The 24,857-nt window shown below is 44.5% G+C and carries 21 protein-coding genes, 3 tRNA genes, 1 rRNA gene and 1 pseudogene; 7 read left to right on the forward strand and 19 right to left on the reverse strand.

Annotation, left to right across the window (positions count from 1 at the left end):
* Positions 1-7 precede the first annotated feature (7 nt).
* From HMPREF1536_RS04785 to HMPREF1536_RS04790, 3 genes are all read right to left on the reverse strand, one after another.
* Positions 8-1,534, reverse strand: a 16S ribosomal RNA gene (locus tag HMPREF1536_RS04785).
* A 194-nt stretch (positions 1,535-1,728) separates the two neighbouring features.
* A complete protein-coding gene (locus HMPREF1536_RS27830; RefSeq protein WP_157317155.1) occupies positions 1,729-1,878 on the reverse strand; it encodes a hypothetical protein in 150 nt (49 codons plus the stop codon).
* A gap of 309 nt (positions 1,879-2,187) precedes the next feature.
* Positions 2,188-3,504, reverse strand: coding sequence for a retropepsin-like aspartic protease (locus tag HMPREF1536_RS04790; RefSeq protein WP_028730715.1), 1,317 nt, complete (start codon positions 3,502-3,504; stop codon positions 2,188-2,190).
* Between the two features lie 120 nt (positions 3,505-3,624).
* On the opposite strand from HMPREF1536_RS04790, the gene HMPREF1536_RS04795 reads away from it, so the two are divergent.
* On the forward strand, positions 3,625-5,091 hold the full coding sequence (locus tag HMPREF1536_RS04795) for a sensor histidine kinase (RefSeq protein WP_233426396.1): 1,467 nt from the start codon (positions 3,625-3,627) through the stop codon (positions 5,089-5,091).
* On the forward strand, positions 5,088-5,771 hold the full coding sequence (locus tag HMPREF1536_RS04800) for a response regulator transcription factor (protein ID WP_028730713.1): 684 nt from the start codon (positions 5,088-5,090) through the stop codon (positions 5,769-5,771). The genes HMPREF1536_RS04795 and HMPREF1536_RS04800 overlap by 4 nt, the downstream gene beginning before the upstream one ends.
* A gap of 5 nt (positions 5,772-5,776) precedes the next feature.
* Here HMPREF1536_RS04800 and HMPREF1536_RS04805 read toward each other — a convergent pair whose 3' ends face one another.
* From HMPREF1536_RS04805 to mltG, 5 genes are all read right to left on the reverse strand, one after another.
* On the reverse strand, positions 5,777-6,565 hold the full coding sequence (locus HMPREF1536_RS04805) for a 4Fe-4S binding protein (protein ID WP_028730712.1): 789 nt from the start codon (positions 6,563-6,565) through the stop codon (positions 5,777-5,779).
* A 5-nt stretch (positions 6,566-6,570) separates the two neighbouring features.
* Complete coding sequence (locus HMPREF1536_RS04810) at positions 6,571-7,077, reverse strand: peroxiredoxin family protein (RefSeq protein ID WP_028730711.1); 507 nt, start codon at positions 7,075-7,077, stop codon at positions 6,571-6,573.
* Between the two features lie 5 nt (positions 7,078-7,082).
* Positions 7,083-7,664 (reverse strand): indolepyruvate oxidoreductase subunit beta, encoded by a 582-nt coding sequence (locus HMPREF1536_RS04815; RefSeq protein ID WP_028730710.1) that lies wholly within the window; start codon positions 7,662-7,664, stop codon positions 7,083-7,085.
* Positions 7,661-9,259 (reverse strand): thiamine pyrophosphate-dependent enzyme, encoded by a 1,599-nt coding sequence (locus HMPREF1536_RS04820; RefSeq protein WP_028730709.1) that lies wholly within the window; start codon positions 9,257-9,259, stop codon positions 7,661-7,663. Before HMPREF1536_RS04820 ends, HMPREF1536_RS04815 begins: the two co-directional genes overlap by 4 nt.
* An 82-nt stretch (positions 9,260-9,341) precedes the next feature.
* Positions 9,342-10,385, reverse strand: coding sequence for an endolytic transglycosylase MltG (gene mltG / locus HMPREF1536_RS04825; protein WP_028730708.1), 1,044 nt, complete (start codon positions 10,383-10,385; stop codon positions 9,342-9,344).
* A gap of 145 nt (positions 10,386-10,530) precedes the next feature.
* On the opposite strand from mltG, the gene HMPREF1536_RS04830 reads away from it, so the two are divergent.
* A tRNA-Ser gene (locus tag HMPREF1536_RS04830) sits at positions 10,531-10,617 on the forward strand.
* 162 nt (positions 10,618-10,779) lie between these two features.
* Here HMPREF1536_RS04830 and HMPREF1536_RS04835 read toward each other — a convergent pair.
* Positions 10,780-10,852 (reverse strand) — tRNA-Pro (locus tag HMPREF1536_RS04835).
* A 186-nt stretch (positions 10,853-11,038) separates the two neighbouring features.
* Between HMPREF1536_RS04835 and HMPREF1536_RS04840 the strand changes: the two genes are divergently transcribed.
* Positions 11,039-11,111, forward strand: a tRNA-Phe gene (locus HMPREF1536_RS04840).
* Positions 11,112-11,183: 72 nt separating this feature from the next.
* Here HMPREF1536_RS04840 and HMPREF1536_RS04845 read toward each other — a convergent pair.
* A complete protein-coding gene (locus HMPREF1536_RS04845; RefSeq protein ID WP_028730707.1) occupies positions 11,184-11,471 on the reverse strand; it encodes a DUF202 domain-containing protein in 288 nt (95 codons plus the stop codon).
* A gap of 247 nt (positions 11,472-11,718) precedes the next feature.
* On the opposite strand from HMPREF1536_RS04845, the gene HMPREF1536_RS04850 reads away from it, so the two are divergent.
* Positions 11,719-12,027 carry a hypothetical protein gene (locus tag HMPREF1536_RS04850; protein ID WP_028730706.1) on the forward strand — a complete coding sequence of 103 codons (309 nt, stop codon included), beginning with the start codon at positions 11,719-11,721 and terminating at the stop codon, positions 12,025-12,027.
* Between the two features lie 70 nt (positions 12,028-12,097).
* Here HMPREF1536_RS04850 and HMPREF1536_RS04855 read toward each other — a convergent pair whose 3' ends face one another.
* The 7 genes and pseudogenes from HMPREF1536_RS04855 to HMPREF1536_RS04885 all read right to left on the reverse strand — a co-directional run.
* The gene (locus HMPREF1536_RS04855) at positions 12,098-12,355 is read right to left on the reverse strand and encodes a hypothetical protein (RefSeq protein WP_028730705.1); all 258 of its coding nucleotides are present in this window, start codon (positions 12,353-12,355) and stop codon (positions 12,098-12,100) included.
* 64 nt (positions 12,356-12,419) lie between these two features.
* Positions 12,420-13,163 carry an alpha/beta hydrolase gene (locus HMPREF1536_RS04860; protein WP_028730704.1) on the reverse strand — a complete coding sequence of 248 codons (744 nt, stop codon included), beginning with the start codon at positions 13,161-13,163 and terminating at the stop codon, positions 12,420-12,422.
* A 72-nt stretch (positions 13,164-13,235) separates the two neighbouring features.
* Positions 13,236-14,093 carry a helix-turn-helix transcriptional regulator gene (locus tag HMPREF1536_RS04865; RefSeq protein WP_225607982.1) on the reverse strand — a complete coding sequence of 286 codons (858 nt, stop codon included), beginning with the start codon at positions 14,091-14,093 and terminating at the stop codon, positions 13,236-13,238.
* A 348-nt stretch (positions 14,094-14,441) separates the two neighbouring features.
* Positions 14,442-15,839, reverse strand: a complete 1,398-nt coding sequence (gene fumC / locus HMPREF1536_RS04870) for a class II fumarate hydratase (RefSeq protein ID WP_028730702.1) — start codon at positions 15,837-15,839, stop codon at positions 14,442-14,444.
* Positions 15,840-15,892: 53 nt separating this feature from the next.
* Positions 15,893-17,218, reverse strand: coding sequence for an MATE family efflux transporter (locus tag HMPREF1536_RS04875; RefSeq protein ID WP_028730701.1), 1,326 nt, complete (start codon positions 17,216-17,218; stop codon positions 15,893-15,895).
* Between the two features lie 229 nt (positions 17,219-17,447).
* A complete protein-coding gene (locus HMPREF1536_RS04880) occupies positions 17,448-18,275 on the reverse strand; it encodes an AraC family transcriptional regulator (protein ID WP_028730700.1) in 828 nt (275 codons plus the stop codon).
* Between the two features lie 99 nt (positions 18,276-18,374).
* A pseudogene (locus tag HMPREF1536_RS04885) lies at positions 18,375-18,653 on the reverse strand (helix-turn-helix domain-containing protein); the annotation flags it as partial.
* A 402-nt stretch (positions 18,654-19,055) separates the two neighbouring features.
* Here HMPREF1536_RS04885 and HMPREF1536_RS04890 point away from each other — a divergent pair.
* Complete coding sequence (locus HMPREF1536_RS04890; protein ID WP_028730698.1) at positions 19,056-19,844, forward strand: DUF4469 domain-containing protein; 789 nt, start codon at positions 19,056-19,058, stop codon at positions 19,842-19,844.
* Positions 19,845-19,979: 135 nt separating this feature from the next.
* Positions 19,980-23,249, forward strand: a complete 3,270-nt coding sequence (locus HMPREF1536_RS04895; protein WP_150115603.1) for an InlB B-repeat-containing protein — start codon at positions 19,980-19,982, stop codon at positions 23,247-23,249.
* 90 nt (positions 23,250-23,339) lie between these two features.
* Here the strand turns inward: HMPREF1536_RS04895 and HMPREF1536_RS04900 are convergent, their stop codons facing one another.
* Together HMPREF1536_RS04900 and HMPREF1536_RS04905 are read right to left on the reverse strand one after the other, a co-directional pair.
* Entirely contained in the window at positions 23,340-23,699 is a 360-nt protein-coding gene (locus HMPREF1536_RS04900) for a DUF4907 domain-containing protein (protein WP_225607981.1), read from the reverse strand.
* A complete protein-coding gene (locus HMPREF1536_RS04905; protein WP_028730695.1) occupies positions 23,674-24,678 on the reverse strand; it encodes a Kelch repeat-containing protein in 1,005 nt (334 codons plus the stop codon). Before HMPREF1536_RS04905 ends, HMPREF1536_RS04900 begins: the two co-directional genes overlap by 26 nt.
* Between the last annotated feature and the right edge of the window lie 179 nt (positions 24,679-24,857).

Consider the following 24,857-nt stretch of genomic DNA (forward strand, 5'->3'; position numbering starts at 1 on the left):
GCTCCAGAAAGGAGGTGTTCCAGCCGCACCTTCCGGTACGGCTACCTTGTTACGACTTAGCCCCAGTCATCGGTTTTACCCTAGGCCGATCCTTGCGGTTACGGACTTTAGGTACCCCCAACTCCCATGGCTTGACGGGCGGTGTGTACAAGGCCCGGGAACGTATTCACCGCGCCATGGCTGATGCGCGATTACTAGCGAATCCAGCTTCACGAAGTCGGGTTGCAGACTTCGATCCGAACTGAGATGGGGTTTGGAGATTAGCATCACATCGCTGTGTAGCTGCCCTTTGTCCCCACCATTGTAACACGTGTGTCGCCCCGGATGTAAGGGCCGTGCTGATTTGACGTCATCCCCACCTTCCTCACAGCTTACGCTGGCAGTCTCTTTAGAGTCCTCAGCATGACCTGTTAGTAACTAAAGATAAGGGTTGCGCTCGTTATGGCACTTAAGCCGACACCTCACGGCACGAGCTGACGACAACCATGCAGCACCTCGCAAACGGCTATTGCTAGAGATCCTCTTTCAAGGACTGTCCGAATGCGTTCAAACCCGGGTAAGGTTCCTCGCGTATCATCGAATTAAACCACATGTTCCTCCGCTTGTGCGGGCCCCCGTCAATTCCTTTGAGTTTCACCGTTGCCGGCGTACTCCCCAGGTGGATTACTTAACGCTTTCGCTGTAGAGCTTACTGTGTATCGCAAACTCCTAGTAATCATCGTTTACTGCGTGGACTACCAGGGTATCTAATCCTGTTTGATCCCCACGCTTTCGTGCTTCAGTGTCAGTTATAGTTTAGTAAGCTGCCTTCGCAATTGGAGTTCTGCGTGATATCTATGCATTTCACCGCTACACCACGCATTCCGCCTACCTCAAATATACTCAAGTCAACCAGTTTCAACGGCAATTTTATGGTTGAGCCACAAACTTTCACCGCTGACTTAATAAACCACCTACGCACCCTTTAAACCCAATAAATCCGGATAACGCTCGGATCCTCCGTATTACCGCGGCTGCTGGCACGGAGTTAGCCGATCCTTATTCATAAGGTACATACAAAACAGGACACGTCCCGCACTTTATTCCCTTATAAAAGAAGTTTACGAACCATAGATCCTTCATCCTTCACGCGACTTGGCTGGTTCAGGCTCTCGCCCATTGACCAATATTCCTCACTGCTGCCTCCCGTAGGAGTCTGGTCCGTGTCTCAGTACCAGTGTGGGGGACCTTCCTCTCAGAACCCCTATCCATCGCAGACTTGGTGAGCCGTTACCTCACCAACTATCTAATGGAACGCATGCCCATCTATCAGCAATTAATCTTTAACAAATATTCCCATGCGGGACCCCTGTTTTATGCGGTATTAGTCCGACTTTCGCCGGGTTATCCCCCTCTGATAGGTAGGTTGCATACGCGTTACTCACCCGTGCGCCGGTCGCCACCAATGTATTGCTACTTCCTGCTGCCCCTCGACTTGCATGTGTTAAGCCTGTCGCTAGCGTTCATCCTGAGCCAGGATCAAACTCTTCGTTGTATAAATTGTTTTGTCTTGCTCAGAATCCGTTATTTATTTTCAAGTTTTGACGGTATTAATTATAATACTTGTACTACTTGTTGATATATAAATCTTTCAAAGAACTTTCGCTTTCTTTTCGATTGCGGCTGCAAAGGTAAGGACTTTTTTTTAACTACCAAATTTTTCAGAAGAAAATTTGAAAAGTTTTTTTTTCAGTCGCTGTGGCGGTTGGATTGTTGCTTAGCATCGCTAACCTCATCCCCTTTCCTCAGGTTACCTCTTTCATCATGTATCATGCGCCGTTCTCTCTCGAATGCGGGTGCAAAAGTAGAAGAATTACTATTACACTCCAAACTTTTCACCAATTATTTTTTATTTATTTTTTCAACAGAGACAATGTAATATAATGTACGGGCGAAAGAGACTAAAAAAATACAGGGAGGCTTCCAAGGCATTCCCTGATGAAAAACTTTCTTCCTCAAGACAATTAAATTTCCGATTCAAAGAATTATTCGTTCGATATATGTTTTCTATTCGTTCGACAACTGTCAAATGATTATTTGATAATTGTCGAATGAATAAAGAACAGCTGTTGAACGATTTTTTTTGTATAGATGTGATCTTTACATCTTATTATACCTAATGTTTTTACCCTGTAAGATGCTTTTTTATTAATTATCCTTTTCCACATCCAAATACATCGAATCGAAATTAATGGTAATCCGCCGGAATAAATTTATAAAATCCATTCCCAGAGAACCGTCTTCACCATTTTGATAACTCTCCGCATCAGAAGCATTACATTCCACCTGAATATTCTTCAACTGAAAAGAGGTATCACCTAAACGCATCGGAATAGAAGGCAAACGAAGTACTTCAAAAGTTCGCACACCACCAAACCCACCTCCGGAAATGGTTTCCTTAACGCCCTCCTTATCAATCCATTCCTTATGTTTTTGATAATAGGGATAAAACATATCGACACGAACATTACCTGTATCGAAAACAAAACGTAACCGTTCATCACCTGAAAAAACTTTTAGTCGCAAGCCACCATCATACAGCCACATGTTTCTACCAGTATCAGGAAGTGAACTCTTTTTCACCGGAAATACTACTTTTTTATCTACCGGATAAATATCGACCTGACCGACCAACCGCATAAAATCGGTTCCCAAAACAGCATCAACCTGATAAACAGTATCCACTGCCGGATTGGGGTCAGCTATCGTAACAACCGCATTCTTAAAAACAATATCCCCAACTTCCATACTATCTAATATACCGCTTTTACCGGTACCGGTAGCAAAAGCGCCTGCTATATGTAATGAATCCCGTATGATCCGAATCCCTATTTCATCAGCCAAACGTTTGGAAATAAATGTACTTCCCGCCCCAGTATCAAAAATAAATCTATAATTTTTACCATGAATCCGGACAGGAACAAACATCAGGACACCCCTACCCGCTTCTTCTATTGTCATCGGAATTTCTGAATCCTGATCCGGACGGACAATAAGAGGTGCTGCTTCATTACGCAAAACATTATAATAATCTGCTATTTGCTGGTGGGAAGGAAAGTCTTCTTTCTTCGCAAAAGCCTGTATCTGGTTCAGAAAATCATATAATCCGTCAGCAGACTGTGCATACAGCCCTATTTCTCCCTGTAATTTACCACGAAGGGCGACCATGCTACTGACATTCGGGAATCCCAGATCTTCCTGATGATGCTCTAATAAAGAATCGATCAACAGAATAGTTTCCTCCGGTTTGTTGAAGTAAGCGCCGATCATCACTTCCGATAAAGCCTTTACGGCAACCGACCGGATCTGCCCCGTTACCTTTGGATACTCTTCTTCCAAACGGAACCAGTCAGACTGGTTGATCAGGTCTCCTATTTGCTTGCTGGCCTTCTGGGCTTCAACAGGTTGGAGCAAGCCTATCCATAAAATTGCAATACCTGCTAATAAACGATACTTGCTTTTCATAATTTCTTATTTTAAGTTTTAAATATGGTATATCCATTCGGACAATACAAATATAGACAGACAACTCCGACCTTCATGTTACCACTTTGCAATCTTCTGTTATTTAGTGTTACCACCGGAATGAACGGAGACAAATCCGTCTATCTTTGTAATATGAAATTACAGATGCGGCTTATACTGATCTTTGTCTCTTTATCGGTTCTGGGAATATTCTTTTTCCAGGGATATTGGTTGTGGAACAGTTACAATATCGAGAAGCAACAAATCGGGAGAATTATCAATGAAACACTCCAGCAAGCCATAAATGAAGACTTGACGAACCGGATGGAAAAGATGAAAAATGATACGACAGCCGGTGCACCGCATGGTGAAGTCGAGTTTAATTTTTCAATGGACAGCACTTCACATGCTGCATCCCAACAGACACCCCGGAGATATTATTCCCGTACCCGTCTCCAACTGTTCAATGAAAGCGACAGTTCCGTTTTCCAGGCTTATAAGCCGGAAAATACGCCTATGATGAGAATGGCATTCAAAGGGATCTGGCAAGCGATCAACGGACTCTCTCCCGTCGATATTGAAAAAGTAGACAGCTTATGGTCTACCCTCCTTAAAGCAGAAGGCATACACAATGCTCATTTTATCGATTTTACGCTAGGGAAAGACACTCTCCTAGCCTCTTCTTTATCGGACGACCAGAATCCGGGTAATCTACTTCCTACACAGAAAATAGGAGTAAACACGGACGACAGCATCGCAATGAGAGGATTCATCATCGCACCGGAAGAGACAGTTATCAAACGAATGGGCCCGCTATTCCTCGCTTCATTCTTGCTGATCATCATAACGACGGCTTGTTATATCTATCTGATACGCACTATCTTACGTCAGAAAACGATTGCCCAGATCAAAAATGATTTTGTCAATAACATGACACACGAGCTAAAGACTCCGATAACCATCACCTACTCAGCAATTGACGCTATGCAAACATTCAACTTCGTTGAACAAAAGGAGACACGGGAAGAATACTTCACGCTGTGCCGGCAACAATTGAAACATCTTTCGGGGTTGGTTGAAAAAATACTTAGCATGGCCGTTGACGAGCGGAAAAATTTCCGTTTACTAAAAGAAACATTCCGAATTAAACCCGTTATAGAGAGTCTGACACTGCAATTCAAGCTAAAAACAGAAAAGCCTGTTTCTTTTGAGATCACTTGCGAACCGGAAGATGTAACAGTATATGCCGACAAATTACATTTCACCAATGTGATCAGTAATATGCTCGACAATTCGATCAAATATTCCGGCAAGAGCGTACATATCTCCATCCGGGCAGTCCGGACGGAAAAAGGAATACAAATCGATCTGGCGGATAATGGCATAGGCATCCCCTCCTCCCAGTCAGGCCGTATATTCGAACGCTTCTACCGTGTCCCCAAAGGGAATATTCACGATGTAAAAGGCTTCGGGCTCGGACTTAGTTACGTAAAAGATATTATAGAACGGCACAACGGAAGTATTTCCGTTGAAAGCAGAGAAAAAGAAGGAAGTACATTTACGATTTTAATACCGGAAAAGAAATGATACATATATTACTGGCCGAAGACGAAATAGCATTAGCCAAAATAATCAAGGACAGCCTGGAAAGCCGCCAGGAGTTCCGGATTACAATAGCTGCGAACGGTAATGAAGCAATGGCATTATACAGCCGCTTAAAACCGGATATATTGGTACTGGACGTAATGATGCCTCAAATGGATGGATTTACCGTCGCTAAAATGATCCGTCAAACTGATACGCGAACACCGATCCTGTTCCTCACCGCCCGTTCATCGGTCGATGATCTGGTTACCGGTTTCCACTTGGGAGGGAACGACTATCTGAAAAAGCCTTTCGATATGGAAGAACTGATCGTCCGTATCCTGGCCTTACTGAACCGCCCGATCACTATGGAAGAAGAAAAACAGCCGGAAGTGTTCAGCATCGGACAATATATATTCGACTATCCGCGCCAGACCTTACATATCAGCGACCATACAGTAACTCTCTCCCATCGCGAGGCCGAAATATTACGCATGCTCTGCCTACATATAAATGATATATTACACCGCAAGCCGGTATTACTGAAGTTATGGGGGGACGATTCTTTTTTCAACGCACGCAGTATGGACGTATTTATTACCAAGCTACGTAAAAAACTAAAAGCCGATCCCTCGGTTCAGATTGTGAACATCCGGGGGATCGGCTATAAACTGATCATTTAGTCAAATCAAACAAACAATTCCGGTTCGCGGCGTGCGCTGAAGTTTTTATGAAGCATAGCCGTATAAGGTGTATCGAACGTACGAGCTCCTTCCGGACACTCTTTCACACAGGCACAGCATTTGATGCAAAGAAGCGGATCGCTGAACATATGATCGTCTACAATCGATATGGCTGCAACCGGGCATACATCGATGCAATACTCACATTGCGTGCACAAATCCTCATCTGTTACCGGAGCTTGTGGCGTTGAAGGCCCCTTTACCTTATATGGAAAGTTACCCTTTGTCTCTAACACCGGCAAATCAGCCAGAGAAGACACTGCATCCAATTTCTTCAGTACTTCTCTTCCGAATTCAGACGCTTTCTGCAAATCTTCCTTATCCGGACGACCGGCAGCAATAGGCATATCTTTCCGGCTAAAAGAATGCTCCCCGATGAAAGCTCCTGCACTGACAGGCACAAAACCTTGTGCAACCAACACATCGCTCAATTCCTTCAAGGCATCCTCGTAGTCGCGGTTACCATACACGACAACCGGAATGACCGGCGTATTTTCTCCCTCGAACAGACGAATACGCTCCATAGCCGTTTCCGCAACCCGTCCGCCATAGACAGGAGCCGCCACGATCACCAACTCGTTACCTTCTATATGAAGCGTTTCTTTCAGTGCCTCATGAGTGATATCCGATTCTGATAATGTATCGCCCCCCAACCCTTCGGCAATAGCATACGCGATCTTTGCCGAAGTATGTGTTGGAGAAAAATAGATTAAATGTATATTCTGATATTGCATATTATTTATTTTACAGCAGCCTCGATCTTTTCCATCAATTCTGCAAACTCTTCTTCCGTATATCCTTTGCTGGCATAGATCACTTTACCGTCTTTACCAATCAAATAACTACGAGGAATCAGATTCTTTGCAAACGCTCCGAAGATTGCACGGTTCTTATCCGGATACAACGGGAAGGTAAAACCTTTCTTTTCATTGTATTTAGCCAGTTCAGCATCCGTATGTTCACGGCCGATCACCAACAACTGAAAGTTCTTATTATCCTTATACTTCGGCCAGAGTTTCTGTTGCACATCTGCCAGTTCTTTCTGACAGGGAGGACACCAGGTGGCAAAAAAGTTTACCAGGGTCACTTTTCCTTTCAAGGTTGCTGACGACATTTTTGTTCCGTTATCGGAAACGATGGTAAATGCCGGCATCTGATCTCCTACCTTTATTATATCCCCGTCATTTTGTGCACGGGCAATAAAGGCAAAGATCGTCAGGATGGCGGTTAAGAGGTACTTGTTCATACGCTTTATTTTAAACTTTGGGCAACATCATAACCGGCTTTCAGTGCTTTCAGGTTCATTTCAACCACTTCTTCACCTTTACGTCCGAAGATACGACGAATACCGTCTTCTATCTTGTTATATTCAATTCCGATAAACGGAGCAGCTGCTCCCAACATGACAATATTAGCAGCACGGGCAGTAGCAACTTCCTTAGCTATCGCTTCTACATCCAGGATCACTTTATGAGGCAACTTATTCAGTTCTTCGTTCACCTTGTCAATATCCGGATAATTAGGGATATTTACAAACGGCTGTGAGTTAGTCACCAACCAACCATCTTTCTTCAGATAAGGAAGATAACGAAGGCTTTCCATCGGCTCCAGGGAAATAATCAGGTCGGCATGTCCTTTCGGGATCAGGTCGGATGCGATCGGTTGGTCAGATAAACGCAGGTTCGACTGTACATCCCCTCCACGCTGACTCATTCCGTGTACTTCTGCCTGTTTCATATACAGACCTTCTTTCAAAGCGGCTTCTCCAATAACGGCGGCAATAGAGAGGATACCTTGTCCTCCTACACCTGACAATATAATATCTGCTCTCATTTCTTGCTTGCTTTTTTCTTTCTTGTTAATGTCTGAATACATTCGCGACGCGGGATCAGAACGGATACACCTTTATATTCGATCTCTTCGCGGATGATCGTTTTCATCTCTTCGTAGTTCTTCTTCAACGGAACCATTACGCGGATGTGAGCAGGATCCACACCGATACCGGCACAGATAGCTTCCAGGCGTCCTGTTCCGGCTGAGTCTTGTCCACCGGTCATCGCAGTTGTTTCATTATCAGAAATAACGATAGTGATGTTTGTTTCTTCGTTTACACAATCCAGCAATCCAGTCATACCTGAGTGAGTGAATGTAGAGTCACCGATTACCGATACAGCTGGGAAAACGCCTGCATCAGCAGCGCCCTTTGCCATAGTGATAGAAGCACCCATATCGATACAGGTATCGATTGCACGGAACGGCGGCAAAGCACCTAATGTATAACAACCAATATCACCGAACACTTTCGGATCTTTGTATTCAGCCAGTACTTCATTCAAAGCATCATACAGATCACGGTGGCCACAACCCTGGCATAATGCTGGCGGTCGTTGTTCCACCACTTCAGGAATTGCATAATAGCTTACGATTTCTTTACCCAATGCTTTTCCTACCGCATCCGGAGTCAATTCGCCATCACGCTGCAAAGTTCCGTCCAAACGGCCATGAACCTTAACACCTGTACCCATATATCCTTTCAATTGTTCTTCCACCACCGGATAACCTTCTTCCAGAACCAGAATTTCCTTACATTCGTTTACAAGCTTTTCCATCTGTTTGCGTGGCAACGGATATTGGCTGATCTTCAATACCGGATATTCAAATCCGTCCGGATAGTTTTCAGACAGATAGTTGAAAGCAATACCTGTTGCAATAATACCCAAGTCTTTGTTAGGTGCATCGAAATATTGATTGTATTTGGATGTTTCAGATGATTCGACAAACTGCTTCTGCGCTTCCAGCAATACTTTAAAGCGTTTGCGGGCCAAAGCCGGAAGCAGGATAAACCGCTGACGTCCGTCTGCCGGACAATTCATTGTATTTTCATCTTTCATCGGACGTGTTACCACCCCTGCACGGGAGTGTGCCATACGGGTAGTGATACGCATCAGAACCGGATAACCCAGTTTTTCTGAAAGTTCAAAGCCATCATATACCATATCGTATGCTTCCTGTTGGCTGGAAGGTTCCAGCATTGGAATCATAGCAAAGTTACCATATACACGGTTGTCCTGTTCGTTTTGTGAAGAGTGCATAGAGGGATCATCAGCTGTTATGATAATCATACCTCCGTTTATACCGCTCATTCCCGCATTCATAAAACAGTCGGCTGCCACATTCAAGCCTACATGCTTCATGCAGCAAAGCGTACGCTTTCCGGCATAGCTCATACCTAACGCTGCTTCCATCGCTGTTTTTTCGTTTGCACTCCAACGGCTGTGTATTCCCCGTTCTTTCGCTACAGCCGAGCCCTGTATATACTCGGTAATTTCAGTTGAAGGGGTACCCGGATAGGCATATACACCAGACAGGCCGGCGTCGATCGCAGCCTGTGCGATAGCCTCGTCCCCCAAGAATAGTTGTTTTTCCATGTATATTTCGTTTCTTAAATTGATTTTTATGTATACCAACTGCCAAAGATACAGCTTTTACCATAAAGAATAAGCAAAAAGTTTATCTAATCTTTCTACGGTTCAGCTCAGCCCGGTATCGGTTTGCATTGCGGTTGTGCTCTGCCAATGTTGCGGCAAAATTATGCCGTCCGGAAAAATCTTCCTTGGCGCACATATAAAGATAATTATGCTTCATATAATTCAATACGCTATCCATTCCTTTGATAGTCGGTATGCGCAGCGGCCCGGGTGGTAACCCGGCATGCTTGTATGTATTATATGGAGAATCGACTTCCAGATGTTCAAAAAGAATACGCTGCAACGTAAAATCACCGACTGCAAATTTCACTGTCGGGTCTGCCTGTAAAGGTATTCCACGATGAAGCCTGTTCAGATAGAGACCAGCCACGATCGGATATTCGTCGGATGCGGCCGTTTCTTCTTCCACAATGGACGCAAGTGTTGCTACTTCAGCCGGAGTCAGACCGATTGCTTTGGCTTTCTCCAACCGGACATCTGTCCAGAAAGCAATGTACTCTCGCTTCATACGCTGCATCAGCTTGTCTGCCGGGATATTCCAATACACTTCATACGTATTGGGAATAAATAGAGAAGTAATCGTTTCCGTTGTAAATCCTAATGAGTCGCAATAGGCAGAATCATTGAGCAATGACAACAATTCGTCTTTATCGAGCATCAACTGCTCGTCCAATCGTTCCGCAAGGTCTTCTTTAAAACGGATATTATTAAAAGTCAGACGAGTTGCTACCTGATGTCCGCGTCGTAAATCATTCAGAAGTTGCAGGTTACTCATTCCGGAGGATACGGCATATCTCCCGGTTCTTATATTAGCCTGATACTTCAACATTCCTGCCAGTTGTTTAAAACTACCTATCCGACTACAATCCGCAGAGTCTTGTAACTGCCGGCATAAATCAGTAAAACTTTTATCCTTCCCGATATAAATATAGACTGTTTCCTGTGGCATAAAGTTAGGAGCCCAAGCCAGGCGGTATCCCCACACCCCCACACCTGCTATCAAAAGGACGAAAAAGAGGAGTATTCCTGCTATTATATTTCGTTTCGACTGTTTTTTCTTGTTCATTTTTTATCAAATAAAATCCTGAGTATCAGAATCGGCAACAAAAGTAGCATCTTTTTCTTAAAAAATAGATGCAAAAAGCTTTGTTTATTTAAAAACATACCTCTATCTTTGCAGCGCAATTCGAAGGAAGAAGCACAGAACACATGGAAGTGTGGGTGAGTGGCTGAAACCACCAGTTTGCTAAACTGACGTACTCGCAAGGGTACCGGGGGTTCGAATCCCCCCGCTTCCGCTCTAAAGGCTGTTAATTGAAAGATTAACGGCCTTTATTGTTTTTCCCCCTCGCCTAAATCTCTACCTTCTACCCCTTTTCGTTAATCCATAAATATTCAGAAAACGCTCCCGAAAAGACAAAAAAAGAGGTAAACCATTATCTGATTTACCTCATCTGTAGTCGGGATGAGAAGACTCGAACTTCCGACCTCCACGTCCCGAACGTGGCGCGCTACCAACTGTGCTACATCCCGTTTTTGATTACGGCTGCAAAGGTACAACTATTTTTGAACCCGCAAACATTTCCGGCATTTTTTTTAGATAAAACAGCAAAAAAACTTGCAGACCATCTCCCCTCGAAAATTTATTGACATTTTCTTCACAAAACATTTGGAGTATTCAAAACTTTCCCTACCTTTGCACCCGTTAAACAAAACAATGGTGCCATAGCTCAGTTGGTAGAGCAAAGGACTGAAAATCCTTGTGTCCCCGGTTCGATTCCTGGTGGCACCACAGAAAATCAAGCAGTTACTTACAGAAGTAACTGCTTTTTTCATTTATACAAATTCACTACTCCATTTATTTTTACTTCGATCCTGACTCCTTATAAGAATATGTGTTCAGATACTTCTTTAACTGATAATACCTGTAAACCCCGATTACAAACAAAATAATACTAACAACCAAGCAGATCCATGCAACAGATCTAAGATGTTCTATGCTTTTGATCTCCAAGATACCCATGCCCACCGTTAAAAGATAGAGAGAGGTACGTATATAGGAAAACAATGTCCGTTCGTTCGCTAACCTGGTTCTTTCCAATGCCAGATAATCCCTTAAAATAATTTTCTCCTGATTTTTGAATTCGTTCATATCGCTATTTCTTCCTTGTCATTTTACTCTATCATATAAACAGACGGAAACGGAAGGTTGTTGAGGAAATATTCACCAGATTTCCCCAATTCCACATTCCCATTCTACAATCAGAGTAATCGAATAAATCAGAAATACACACTGATTTACAACAACATAAGCAGATACAGACTATTTTGGCACGCCAATTGAATTACATTAAGCGTAAATAAGTAATCAAAGATTGTTTAATTAAAAATTTAAAGTCATGAAAAAGGTATTAGTAGTAATGGCAATGATTATGGGAGTTGGTTGTATGAGTGCTATCGCAGCAGAAACAAGTGTTGATTCAGTAGCTTGCTGCCAGGCAACCCAGGATGAATATGCAAAGATTGAAGTTTCAGCCGTTCCCGATGCGGTGAAAAGTGCAGTTGAAAAAGCATACGAAGGACAGACAATCAAAGAAGCATCTGTGGCAGAAAAGGATGGAGCAAAAACTTATAAGTTAGTCATCGCTACGGCTGAAGGAACAGAAAGTACAGTTACTTTCAATGACAAAGGAGAAGAAATAAAATAAGTATAACTCAAAAGGTTACTATGTGGTTAAGGAATACCCGGACTTCTATCAGAGCCCGGGTATTTTTTGTTCAGTCCTCATGTTTTTCCGCCCATTCAAATATAACAGGACTTTGCACATCGACTCCGAACTCTGCCGCTTTTTGCAAAATACGGTAAGCCAGCAACGGCTTCTTATCCTCCGGTGCATATCTGAAATAAGCCTCAGCCGCCCGGACATGGGCTGCATCAGGCATCGGAAACTCACGTGTTTCCGGGAGACCGAAATCGGATGAAGGAAGTTCTTTACGTTCTTCTGTCGTCAGTTTGTCACTCGATCCACTGTTCATTCTTGCCATAATGATTTCATTTTAAAGATTTATCCTACAATAACCGGATCGACAGGAAGAATGTTTACTCCTCCTTCTTTAGTAAGATAATGTCCAGGATAGAGCTGACAGTATCCGCTTTCTTCACCACCATCAGATGATCCCCTCCCTCAACGGGGAATACGTTTTCAAGCCGGTCATAAGGAAATATCTGATCGGCAGTACCGTGGATGTGGTAGAGGTGTTCGCTTTTATTATCCGGTACCCAGTCGGTGATCTGTTCGAGTGCCCATTTTATATAGACAGGATCGGTAACAGTCATATACTCAGCCAGGTCGGAGTTGGATGCATTATATACCAGCCGGTTAAAAGCATTGGTTATAAAATCGGTGGAAGAAAAGAGCCTCTTAGGCATAAATTCCATCAGGTTCACTTTACGGACGGCCTGAAAGAGAATCGGGATTTCCCTTTTACTTTTGAAAGATGAGATAATAACACATTTCTCCGGTTTCAGGAAAAGGGTCATCTCCTGCATGATCACTGCCCCAAAAGAATACCCAATCAGGATAAAAGGAGAAGTCGTATCAATCACCTTCGCCATAGTACGGGCATACTCGGACAACGACTCGTCGGGCCGGGGAATATACCATTCAATATATACTTTCTTAAATCCTTTGGGAAGCCGCAGCTTATTAAACACTTTACAATTATAGCACATCCCGGAAATAAAATAGACATTGACGTCCTTTACATCCTTCTTCCAAAGCCAGTTTACCAATGAAGATAAACGCTTCCACATTCCAGGTGATGATGCCTTACTTTCTTCCATACAGCTTTTACTCTTTATATAAGTATAAAGATAGCGTTTTTGTTCAAAACCTTCCGGCTTATAGCTAAAAGATTATTTTTCAGCCTTAAGCTGGCGAAGTAATTCGGACGGAGTACAACCGAACTGTTGTTTACAGAACCGTGTAAAATGGGTAGCTGAATTAAACTTGTAAAGCCTCATTATATCACTTAGGGTATTGCCCGGTTCTGCCAGTTTGAAACGGACATGTTTAGCTTTCTGTTTCAACAGCCACTGGTGGGGAGAGATACCAAACTCTTCGCGAAACTTGTTATTAAAATTCGTGCGTCCCATCCCTGCTATCTTTGCCAGATCGTCCACATGATCTACTTTCAGATAATTTTCAAACATAAGCGAACGGAAGTCCAGCGACTTACCTATGATCGGGTGAAAGAGGTAAGCCAACTCCTCTTTCGTATAGAAACCGCGAAATAGCAGAAAAAGCTCCATCGATTTAATTTCATGCAAATGCTTACAATTCATCCGGCATTCCATATATTCGATCATCGTATTCAAAAAAGTCTTTAAAGGAGGATATATTGCAGTTGGTTCAAAGTCATATTGTATCTTACTGGATAAAGGAGCCAGCGATTGAAGTTCCAGTTTATTACATGCCCCTTGAAAACGATCGAATGTAAATATAACAACACTCGACGTCGACAATATCCTGCAAGAAAAATCGGAGGATTTAGGTATCAAGATAAACTCATTAGCCCTGATAAATTTATTTCTCAGTTCATTACAAGAAAAGATCGCATCTCCTTCAAGAAAAAAAATCAAATGGTGATAATCCTTGTCCTGTTCTTTCAGAAAGCTTTCCTCATTCAATATCCGATGTTTAAACCCAACTAAAATATTCGGAGAATATTCACTGCAAGATATATGCTCTTCCAAATAAAGCATCTTTTTCATTACACCCCCTATTTTAAAAAATCCGACATTAGTGTTTTTCTCATATATATCCATTAAGAATATCATTACGGGTCTGGTCTTTCATTCATGCAAAAAAGTATCGTTCTCATTATGTAAAAACAAATGTATAACCTTTTTTTAGTTTTATGATTTACATTTTCGCCGTTAATGTTTACATATTCACCATTTTGGTACAGGCTTACAAATTATAGACCTGCATTAAATTTTAATTAGTAAGATCAGAGACATATATCCAAGCAATGCTTTATAAATAAAGATGCAGCTTTTACACAATTTGAAAAAGCTGCATCCAATGAATTAATTGTCAATATTTAATATCTATTCCCGTTAAATCTTACCTACCATTTTCAACGGATCAACCCATTTATCAAACTCTTCCGCGGTTATATAACCCGACTCGACAGCCGCCTGCTTCAAAGTCTTATTTTCCCGGAAGGCTTTCTGCGCAATGGAAGCGGCTTTATAGTAACCGATCTTCGGATTAAGAGCCGTAACCAGCATCAGTGAATCATCCAGGTACTTCTTTATATTTTCCTTTACCGGCTCGATCCCTATTACGCAATTATCGGTAAAGCTTCTGCAACCATCACCGATCAGCCGGGCACTGTGGAGAAAATTAGTAATGATCATCGGCTTGAATACATTCAGCTCAAAATGCCCGTTTGCCCCGCCAACCGAAATCGCAACATCATTCCCCATTACCTGTGCCGCAATCATTGTCAGCGCTTCACATTGGGTAGGGTTCACTTTACCCGGCATGATGGAAGAGCCCGGTTCATTCTCCGGCAGATGGATCTCCCCTATTCCTGCCCGGGGACCGGAGCCCAGCATACGGATATCGTTTGCAATCTTCATCAGGCTGACGGCAATACCTTTCAACGCACCATGAGTCGACACGATTGCATCATGGGTAGCCAATGCCTCGAATTTATTAGGAGCCGTAACAAACGGCAATCCGGTCAGTTGGGAGATTTTACGGGCTACGTTCTCCGCAAAATTCTCAGGAGTATTGATGCCCGTACCGACAGCCGTACCTCCCAAAGCCAGTTCCGCCAGATGCGGCAAAGTACTTTTCAGGGCATGGATACCATATTCCAACTGGGCGGCATAACCACTGAACTCCTGACCGAGTGTAAGCGGCGTAGCATCCATAAAATGCGTACGCCCTATTTTTACGATCGGCATGAACTCACGGCTTTTCATCACCAATGTCCGATGCAACAGCTCTAAAGCCGGGATTGTATTCTCCCTCAGCATCTTATAAGCGGCAATATGCATGGCAGAGGGGAAAGTATCGTTAGACGATTGCGATTTATTCACATCATCGTTCGGAGATAATATCTTTACCTCATCCGTCAGTTTCCCCCCATTCAACACATGTGCCCGATAGGCAATCACTTCATTTACATTCATATTTGTCTGCGTGCCACTACCGGTCTGCCAAACAACCAGCGGAAAAGAATCCTCTAGCTTTCCGTCGAGTATTTCATCACAAACACGTACGATCAGGTCGCATTTCTCCGGAGATAAGACGCCTGCATCTTTATTCGTCAGGGCGGCTCCCATTTTCAGGTAAGCGAATGCCTGTATAATTTCTTTCGGCATCCGGCTGATATCCTGTGCAATCCTGAAATTGTCAATACTACGCTGTGTTTGAGCCCCATAATAGGCATTGATAGGAACCTTCACGTTTCCCATCGTATCTTTTTCTATCCGACATTCCATAAGTCTTTCTTTTTAATTATCTTTTTATTAGAACCATACAGAGAATGAATTGTTTAGACTCCGGGAGCGTATATTCTGATGTAGCGCATCTTCATATACCAGTAGGACAGGACAAACAACACGAAAACATACAAAAGCTCTGCTGTCCAGTAGACTACAAGCGGTGCATCAAACCGAACCACTATCAGGAACAGATAAAGCAGGTAAAGAACGATCGTTATCAACTCGAACACAAAAGCGGTACGTGTCCTACCCGTTCCCGTCACAGCATTACAATAGATATGCGCCGGGACAGACAGGAAATAATTAGACAGCATCACCACGAAAGGCCCGAACGCATCCCGTATCAATTCCTGATTTCTTGTATAGATACCTAACACCCCATCGGAGAAAAAGAGCGTAAGCATAATCAACGGAATACCCAACAGGAAACTCAGCCCCATCATTTTCCGGCATAAAGGCATGATCTTATTATACTCTCCCGCTCCGATCAGATTACTGACCAGCGATCCGGTTGTCGTAGAGAAAGAACATACTATGACAAAAAAGACGGTCGAGATGCTACGCACTATATTGGCAATGGCCAGTTGCGCTTCTCCCAGGTGTTCTATCATCACAAAGAATAAGAACCAGGGTGCCACCCCCGTAAAGGAATGCATCATGCTCCATACAGAAAGACGAAGCAGGCGGATCAACAAAGGCCATTCGCAGACAGGTTTCAACCCGTAATGACGCCTGTCTACTTTACGGTAAACATGAACAACTAAAACGACCAGGAAGGAAAGTTCGGAGATTGTAGAAGCCAGTGCAGCGCCCGATATCCCCAACCGGGGAAATCCCAGGTTCCCGAATATCAACAGATAATTCAACAGAACGTTAGTCGTCACCATAACGATCGCGCCGGTCGTCAGTATCCTGGTCTTTGTGATGCCGACAAAGAATGCACGGAAAGCCAAAGCCGGGAATGTGAACAACAGGCCGAAGATACGCCAGTCAAGATATTTTAGAACGGCCTCATAGACTTCTTCCGAAGTAATCAGCCAGGATAACAGTTTCGATGAAAAGAACCAGGACAGAAGAAACATAGACCCGGCCAGTACAAGAAGAAAGAACAATCCCTGAAAGAATACTTTACCCGTCTCATGGTAATTCCGTTCGCCATTCCTGCGGCCTACCATCACTTGCAGCCCCAGGCTAAAACCAAACCCCAACATATAAATAGCCAGGTAATACATTCCGGCCAGGGCGGAAGCCCCAAGTTCCACCTCCCCATAATGTCCCAGAAAGATAGCATCCGTAATATTGATCAACTGTTCTATGAGAATGCTCATCATCACAGGAAAGTTGATGAGCCATATTTGTTTGTATGTAAAATTCATAATTCAACTTAGTATATATGCGTCAGTGTACATCCTCCCGGGAAGAATGCAACACGGCAATTAATAAAAATATAAGATTTTGCACCCTGTATAAATAGGATAGCGAATAACAGACAAAGAGAACCTTTGCCTTATATGAGGGAAAACGACGCTATATACAGAGTTGCCACTTCATAAGTTGAACACTTGGATTAATTATTACGCCTGCAAATATAGAAGTTTTTCCGGATTATCCCCCTTCATCCTCCTGTGAAAAATAATCGGAATGGGGAGCACAAGCAGCCAGATACTCTTTTGGCGTATAACCGGAAAAGACTTTAAACTCATTGATCAGGTGGGATTGGTCATAAAACCCACATTCATACGCCAGTTGGGAGAAGCTCATGCCGGGGTTGGATTGCAACACATATAAAGCATGCTGGAAACGGACAATCCGCAGAAACTCTTTCGGACTGATCCCCACATGCCCGGTAAACACACGCTGAAACTGCTTGGTACTCAGAAAGACGGAAGAAGCCAGATCGGAAATACGGATTTCCCCTTTACTCCGGTTGATAGTATGTATGGCGGAGAACATCCGCTCCAGGTTATGTTCTTTCGGCGGGTTCAGACGGGATAAGAGGAAACGTTCGACCAGGCGGATACAATTCAGGTCGTCTGCTTCATATAATATACGGTCTTCCAGTTCCTGCAATTCGCGGTCGCCCGCTTCATCGGCTGAAACTTTCCGGTTGCAGAGTTCGCTTACAGGCATCCGGAAGAAAGCACTTGCCGCATGGGTACGGAATATAACGGCCAGAATTTTTATCGTACCGGTAAAGCTCAGGTCGGAGAAACCGATAAACTGACCGGACAAAAGCACCTGATTGTCTACCAGACGCTCGTCATGGGAAGAAGAAAACCGGATCGGATTGCCCCGGTAAAAAAGCATCTGCACATTTCCCGACGGGATCACGCGCTCAGTACCCAGAACGGGACTATCCGTCTCCAACAGCCAGTAATACCTGACATAAGGAGCAAGTGCCGGCGATGGCAACATTATCTGAAACGATTCCATGCCGGCAAATATACTAATTTATTCGATCGGAATATGAATTTCGGTGATCAGCTCTTCAGGAGCGGTATTAGCCGGATTATTCAGATACTGCTCATATCCCGGTACATCATATCCTACGCGCCAGGATATTTCCTGTACCGGCATATCAGAGTAGCGCAATAGCCGGGCGGCAGTCTCGACTCGCATACGGATGATAAAAGCACCGATATTCTCTCCCAGGAATGCTTTTACGATCCGGTGGAAATGCCAGGGCGAAAAACCGGACATTTCTGCCAGTATATCCAAATCAATTGTTTCGCTCAAATGATTGTTGATATACTCCACGATGATATTTATTTTACGCTGATATTCTTCTGTTGTAGATGGTCTTTGTTGCATATCGGATTGTATTTCGATACAAAGATAAGAGACGGTTAGAGAAAGCACTTGTCCTATCTTGCTAAAAAGAAAAGAAGGAAACTGATGATAGATTAGCGACAAGAAACCATAGTCCGACTAGAACTATGTTCATAATAGCCGCAAAGATAGGAATAATCCACAAATACAACTTATATCATAAGATTATAATCAAGGTTTAACGCTAAAAAAGATACTTATTCTATCTTTTTCAGTCATATAATTGGTACCCTCAGAGTACCACAAGCAGGACAAACCACATTCCAACTCTATGGATATATCGGTGATCCTATCGTATTTAGTACAAGGCTAAGAGCTTCCCTAACGTGAAAATCAATGCTATTGCCACAGTTCTAGTCGAACTTAATAAATCTAATAAAGCCTATGGCAACAAACGAACCTAAAAAGCGTAGCATCGTCGCCACCTTAGTGGCTAACATGCTGACAGAGCGTGAAGACGACTTCACTGCCAACGTTACTTACGTGGCAAATCGCTCGATCGAAGACCTCTGCAATATCGCAGCAAGCGGTAAAAGCAAATTCTCTGCTTCCGAATTACTGGCCGCCCACAACGATCTGAAGGCGACTGCAAAGGATGAATTGTACTCCGGTTCTACCGTAGAATTCGGATTGACAAACAACTCTCTCGGAATAGACGGTTCCTTTATCGGGCCGAAGGCTAAATTCGATCCGGCAAAGAATAACGTCACTCTCCGCAGCACTCCCATTAAGGAAGTTAAAACGGATATGAAAGGTATCAGCGTGATCATCGGTGAAGTAGTGGAAGGCCTTCCGACCGTTACCAAAGTGACCGATATATTCTCCGGTGCAGTAAACGGAAAGATCACTCCGGGAAATACCCTCAATGGTGAAGGCAAACGGGTTAAAATCGTAGGTACAGAAGGCAATACCGTAGGTTTCTTCTTTATCAACTCGGAGACCGAAGCAGAAACGGCTGTCCCGATGATTTACATTTCGCGCAACGATCCTTCTTACTTCTCCTTCATTATCCCGGCACTGGCCGATGGTAAATATTATCTGGAAGTAGCCACCCAATACGGCGGTAGCAACCAGCAGACAGTGAAAACCGTACGCCGCAACCGTTTCCCTTATCTACTCACTGTTGGTGATGGCGGCGGAAGTGGCGAGGACGACCGCCCCGTAATCGAATAAACTTTTTATAGGATGACCCTATGTGAGCGTATAGGGTCATCCTATGTGAGGGGATAGGGACACCCTATGCTCCCGTATAGGCTCACCCTATGTGAGCGGATAGGACGACAATATATCAATTAAATAAAATATAACATGAAACATTATTTACTAAAAACAACTTTCCGGCTACTACTGACGGTCGTTATGGTTTATCTCCTGCCAATGATGGCATGGGGACAAGGCAGACAACCCTCCGGAGACGGTAATAGTGAGGGTTCCGCTTATCAAATCAGCGAGCGGGCGCATCTGGAATGGATGGCAGACCAGATAGCGAACCATTCTACAACCTTTAATGGCAAGTTTTTCAAACTCACGCAAAATATCGACCTGGGGAGCACCGCCTGGACGCCGATCGGAATGGAAGAAGGTTCCAGTTTCAACAAATACTTTGCCGGCACTTTCGACGGAGACGGATACACAATATCCGGACTACATATCCCGGCAAGCGTAAGTGGCGAGGACAAAGGATTGTTCGGACAGGTTGGCCAGAACGGCGTTATTAAGAACCTGGGGGTGGTAATTGCCCCGGAAGGCATATGTATCAGTGATCTTCGAACTATCAAGGCTGGTGGAATAGTCGGAGAAGCAAAACAGTGTACAATAGAAAACTGCTACGTGACCGGAGGTGGTATTTATTGCGATGGAGACTTTCCAACATGGGATGCTGAGTTTACGATCCTGATGGGTAGCATAGCCGGTATAGCCGAGAATACAACGATCCAAAACTGTTATGGAACAACAGATATAACCCTCGAATTCGACAATGCAGTAGCGTATGCTAATCTGGCAACAACAGGTATCCGGATAGCAGGAATAGTTGGATCTAGGTGGGACACTGATGTAACCATCACAAATTGTTGGTATTCCGGTGAATTAAGGGCACATGCGAAGACTATCGATTCTTCACACTGTTATGCCGCAGGCATAACTAACCAGGCTTCTGCAATTTCCAATTGTCTGGTTTTAAGCCGAAGCATAGTAGCTTCTGTCGATGTAGACCAAAACGGCGGAAATTATTATGTCAGTAGCAATGCCATTGCCCAGAGCAGTAACTCCTTCACCACCAATTATGTCTCTCCGCTAACCACCTTAAACGGAGTTGAGTCTGGTTATGGCAATGCCGCAAATGGCACGAAGTGGGATAATAAAGATGATGGTGCCGCCCCTCTCTCCACCTGGACAGGTACCGGAAAATGGGCAGCAAACGCCAATTGGGATAAATGTATGCCTACCTTAAAGAAGGAAGATACAAACCCGTTCAAGTCATCAACACCACAACCCTACGTTTTCAAAGAGACAACACCAATCTCCATCGGTACCGCAGCCGAGCTGGCCGCTATCAATACGAATGCAGCACATCTGGCAGGCCCTTACAAGTTGACAAACGATATCGACCTGACCGGCTATAACGGCAACAACTGGACGCCGATCGGCTCGACTGCCACCCCTTTCAAAGGAACCTTTAACGGCGATGGTTATGTAATCGAAGGACTGAACGCGGAAGGGGCAACACAAGTTGGCTTATTTGGTGTCATTGAAAGCGGGACAGTCGAGAATCTGGGGGTAAAGTTCGGAACGCTCAATTCGACAGGAGCTAGTAATACTCTTGTTGGAGGTATAGCCGGAGAGATTCAAGATAATTCCACCATTCAAAACTGTTACACGACAGGAGGAGCGATAATAGCAGATCTAAACTCATTCGGCTCTACAGCTGCTGGAGGTATCATCGGAAAAGGATCTCAATCTACCATTCTGAATTGTTATTCCACCTGTAATATAAGCCTTGTGTCTACCTATTTAGTTTATGGAGGTGGCATTGCAGGCTCCGGAACAAACCTGACTGTCAGCAACTGCTATTCGATCTGTAAAATAAAAGGGATACACGGCGGTGATGGCGGAGGTGGTAGCGCTTATGCCGGAGGTATAATCGGAGGTGTTTCTAGTATTTATGGTCAACCGACAGAACAGAGTCGTATAACGAATTGCCTGGCTCTTAGCAAAGAAGAATTCGATTTAACAAACACGGATGGCCGTCCGGATTTCCATTCCGGTCGTATTCTGGGCGAAAAGGGATATAACTCAAGTGCGACTCTCTCCAACAATTACGCAACCACATTAATGCCCGGCAGCTGGACGGCAATCGGTGCGGATAAAAACGACGGAGGAGACTGGAACGGAGCAAACTGTACGCCTTCCGACCCTGATGCATGGAATATCGCATGGACTGATATGACTACTACTACCAAGGCAATAGCCGGCCCCAATCTACCCAAGCTGAAAACAACAGGTGGAGCGCTTATCAACGGTCAGGGCGATATAGATAAATTACTCTATATCGGATTTAAACTGACAACTACATCGGATGCAAACGGAAACATCGAAGTTAAGAGTACCTCCGGAGGCACCCTCTACAACGATGGCGATTATATACCGGCAAATACGGAACTGACCATCACAGCCAAACCGAACAGTTCTTACAAAACGGCTTCATTGAAAGTATCCGGTAGCAACTTTACATCCGGCAGCAGCTATATTGTTGGCAGCGACCTTGCCACAAAAGGTACCGACCTGACTGTCGAAGCTACATTTGCAATGACTCACACGGTAACAGTAGACGCAGCAATAGCCAACGGCAGCATCGAAGTTAAGAAACCTGACGGGACAACCCTGACCCCAGGTGCAAATACCGTAGACAAAGGTTCCGTACTCACGATCACCGCCACCCCCGCCACCGGCTACCAGTTGAAACAGCTGACGGCAGGCGGAAATCCGATCAACGGAAACACCTATACCGTTACAGGCGACATCACTCTTTCCGCCGAGTTTGAAGCAAAATCCGGAGGAGGAAATGAAGGTGACGGAGGTGGTTCCACTACCCCGACAGTCTACCACACGGTAACCCTTCCGGCAGTAGAAGGAGCAACCACCGATCCCGTAGCAGGCGATTATGAAGTGGAAGCATGGGGCAGTTTCCGTTTCTATCTGACCCTCGATAAGGAGTACGATAAGTCTGAGCCCGTGATAACAACCGACCGGGGTGAAACAATTCAACCTCGCAGTAGTGACGGCGCATATATCGTCAAGTATGTGCGTAGCGATGTGCAAATCCTGATCGACGGTATCATAAAGAACCCCGATCCGGTAGGCAACGAAACGGTTACGGCAAACCAGTCCAAAGTATGGGCTGCCGAAGGTTATCTGCATATCGAAGCGGGCACCGACGGTCAGGCTTATATCTTCACCGCCGACGGCAGACTGCAAAAGCTGCAACCTGTCACCACAGGCCAAGCCATAGCCCTTCCCTTGCCGGAAGGTGTCTACCTCGTCCGCATCGGAGACGAACGGTTCAAGGTGCTCCTGTAAGGGCAGTTCGTAAGTGCGGTTCACGAACCGCACTTACCCCAAAAAGAAAGGGCGACCATCACTGGCCGCCCTTTCGACGTTTACGTTGAATTATCGTTTATTTAAATCAGAGAGTGAATGTTGAATATCTTCTTTTGTTATAGAGAAGTTTTCATTATTGGCAATCCTGTCACGGACAAGCGAACCGATATTTCGGGCACTCGCCTCATCGGGAAAAGCCATTAATGTATCAATTGCAGGAATGGTGGGTTGATCAATCAACACTTTATCATTCATCAGGATCCGGTATCCCCAGCCATTCCCCAATCGATACGTTTGCAACTCCGGTTGCCGGCCGTCCGGAGACCCCTTTTCTCCGGAACAGATGTAAACAAATAGAATCAGTACCGGTAGTACGCATAGCCCCCACAGGGCTTTTCTACCTTTAATAGTCATCATCATCAAATTCATAAGGGCGAAGTTCCCAAATGTCATCAAAGTAATAGGTACTGCTACTACCGGTTGCTACGAATCCTCTCTCACCATTGGAGAAAGCGACCGTGGCGCTACGGGCTGTTCCCTTAAACTTGGCTACCTTCTCCCACAAGTCGGTTGTAGGATAGTATTTCCAAGTATCGGAGCGTACGCCTCCACTCTCACCGCAGGCCAGATAAACTGCCCCGTCGATGACTAAGGCTACGCCATTCGTCCGTACTATATTATAATCATCATCATAGCTCTCATCCGAGGAGTCCGACATATCGCGCAACTGCGTCCATGTCCCGTCAGACGGGTCGAACTTCCAGAAATCATCCACATATCCTCCATTGTTCGTACCGCAGCAGACATAGGCGATATTATCCAGTACAAAGCTGGTCGCCCCGCGGCGTTTGCTTCCGCCGATGCTGACGATCTGTGTCCAGCTGTTGGTAGACGGGTCGAAAGCATAGAAATCTTTCAGATAGTTGCCGTCATAACCGGAACCCATGTATCCTTTCCCGTTGATCCCGAACGCAGTCGCGTCATAACGGGCTGAACCGGGGAAATCGGCTTTCTGTGTCCAGGTGTTCGACGCCGGATCGTATTCCCAAAAGTCTTTCAGATAGTTTTCACTATCATAACCAGTGCCTAAATAGCCTTTCTGGTTGATAGTCATTGCAGTGGCCGTGTTGCGGGCTACACCGGGGAAGTCGGCCTTCTGTGTCCATGAATCCCGATCCATATCGTATTCCCATACGTCGGAGAGAGGTTTCGTTTTCCCATTATACCCGCAGGCCAAATATCCTTTGTTCCCGATGGTAAACGAAGATGCATAACTACGGGCAAGACCGTCGAAGTCGGACATACGATACCATTTACCTTGCAAATCATCGTCATCATCGTCACCGCAGGAGATCATCATCACCGGAAGCAGTGCTATCAGGAATAGAAATAATCTTTTTTGTGTCATCATATAGCGTGTTACTGTTTTACGGTCACAAAAGAACAGGGCTTTTTGTTGTCCGGCAAATTAAATCGGCAAACAGGCCATCCTGCTCGGTGAATGCCTTAAAAAAGGGGGTAAAGCCCCCTCCCGCACCCCGCAGACTGGTTGACCTGCCGATTTCAACCGTTAATGGAGCAATATCA

Origin of the sequence: Parabacteroides gordonii MS-1 = DSM 23371 (genome assembly GCF_000969825.1) — a bacterium.
GTDB classification, from domain to species: Bacteria; Bacteroidota; Bacteroidia; order Bacteroidales; family Tannerellaceae; genus Parabacteroides; species Parabacteroides gordonii.

Excerpts from the sequence above, each read along its gene's own strand:
- HMPREF1536_RS04890 (WP_028730698.1), top strand. The coding sequence starts at position 19,056 with ATGGCAACAAACGAACCTAAAAAGCGTAGCATCGTCGCCACCTTAGTG.
- HMPREF1536_RS04820 (WP_028730709.1), bottom strand. The coding sequence starts at position 9,259 with ATGGAAAAACAACTATTCTTGGGGGACGAGGCTATCGCACAGGCTGCG.
- HMPREF1536_RS04860 (WP_028730704.1), bottom strand. The coding sequence starts at position 13,163 with ATGGAAGAAAGTAAGGCATCATCACCTGGAATGTGGAAGCGTTTATCT.
- HMPREF1536_RS04800 (WP_028730713.1), top strand. The coding sequence starts at position 5,088 with ATGATACATATATTACTGGCCGAAGACGAAATAGCATTAGCCAAAATA.
- HMPREF1536_RS04895 (WP_150115603.1), top strand. The coding sequence starts at position 19,980 with ATGAAACATTATTTACTAAAAACAACTTTCCGGCTACTACTGACGGTC.
- HMPREF1536_RS04875 (WP_028730701.1), bottom strand. The coding sequence starts at position 17,218 with ATGAATTTTACATACAAACAAATATGGCTCATCAACTTTCCTGTGATG.
- HMPREF1536_RS04865 (WP_225607982.1), bottom strand. The coding sequence starts at position 14,093 with ATGAAAAAGATGCTTTATTTGGAAGAGCATATATCTTGCAGTGAATAT.
- HMPREF1536_RS04905 (WP_028730695.1), bottom strand. The coding sequence starts at position 24,678 with ATGACACAAAAAAGATTATTTCTATTCCTGATAGCACTGCTTCCGGTG.
- HMPREF1536_RS04845 (WP_028730707.1), bottom strand. The coding sequence starts at position 11,471 with ATGAACGAATTCAAAAATCAGGAGAAAATTATTTTAAGGGATTATCTG.
- HMPREF1536_RS04795 (WP_233426396.1), top strand. The coding sequence starts at position 3,625 with ATGAACGGAGACAAATCCGTCTATCTTTGTAATATGAAATTACAGATG.
- HMPREF1536_RS04805 (WP_028730712.1), bottom strand. The coding sequence starts at position 6,565 with ATGCAATATCAGAATATACATTTAATCTATTTTTCTCCAACACATACT.
- HMPREF1536_RS04815 (WP_028730710.1), bottom strand. The coding sequence starts at position 7,664 with ATGAGAGCAGATATTATATTGTCAGGTGTAGGAGGACAAGGTATCCTC.
- mltG (WP_028730708.1), bottom strand. The coding sequence starts at position 10,385 with ATGAACAAGAAAAAACAGTCGAAACGAAATATAATAGCAGGAATACTC.
- HMPREF1536_RS04855 (WP_028730705.1), bottom strand. The coding sequence starts at position 12,355 with ATGAACAGTGGATCGAGTGACAAACTGACGACAGAAGAACGTAAAGAA.
- HMPREF1536_RS04810 (WP_028730711.1), bottom strand. The coding sequence starts at position 7,077 with ATGAACAAGTACCTCTTAACCGCCATCCTGACGATCTTTGCCTTTATT.
- HMPREF1536_RS04850 (WP_028730706.1), top strand. The coding sequence starts at position 11,719 with ATGAAAAAGGTATTAGTAGTAATGGCAATGATTATGGGAGTTGGTTGT.
- HMPREF1536_RS04880 (WP_028730700.1), bottom strand. The coding sequence starts at position 18,275 with ATGGAATCGTTTCAGATAATGTTGCCATCGCCGGCACTTGCTCCTTAT.
- HMPREF1536_RS04790 (WP_028730715.1), bottom strand. The coding sequence starts at position 3,504 with ATGAAAAGCAAGTATCGTTTATTAGCAGGTATTGCAATTTTATGGATA.
- HMPREF1536_RS04900 (WP_225607981.1), bottom strand. The coding sequence starts at position 23,699 with ATGAATTTGATGATGATGACTATTAAAGGTAGAAAAGCCCTGTGGGGG.
- fumC (WP_028730702.1), bottom strand. The coding sequence starts at position 15,839 with ATGGAATGTCGGATAGAAAAAGATACGATGGGAAACGTGAAGGTTCCT.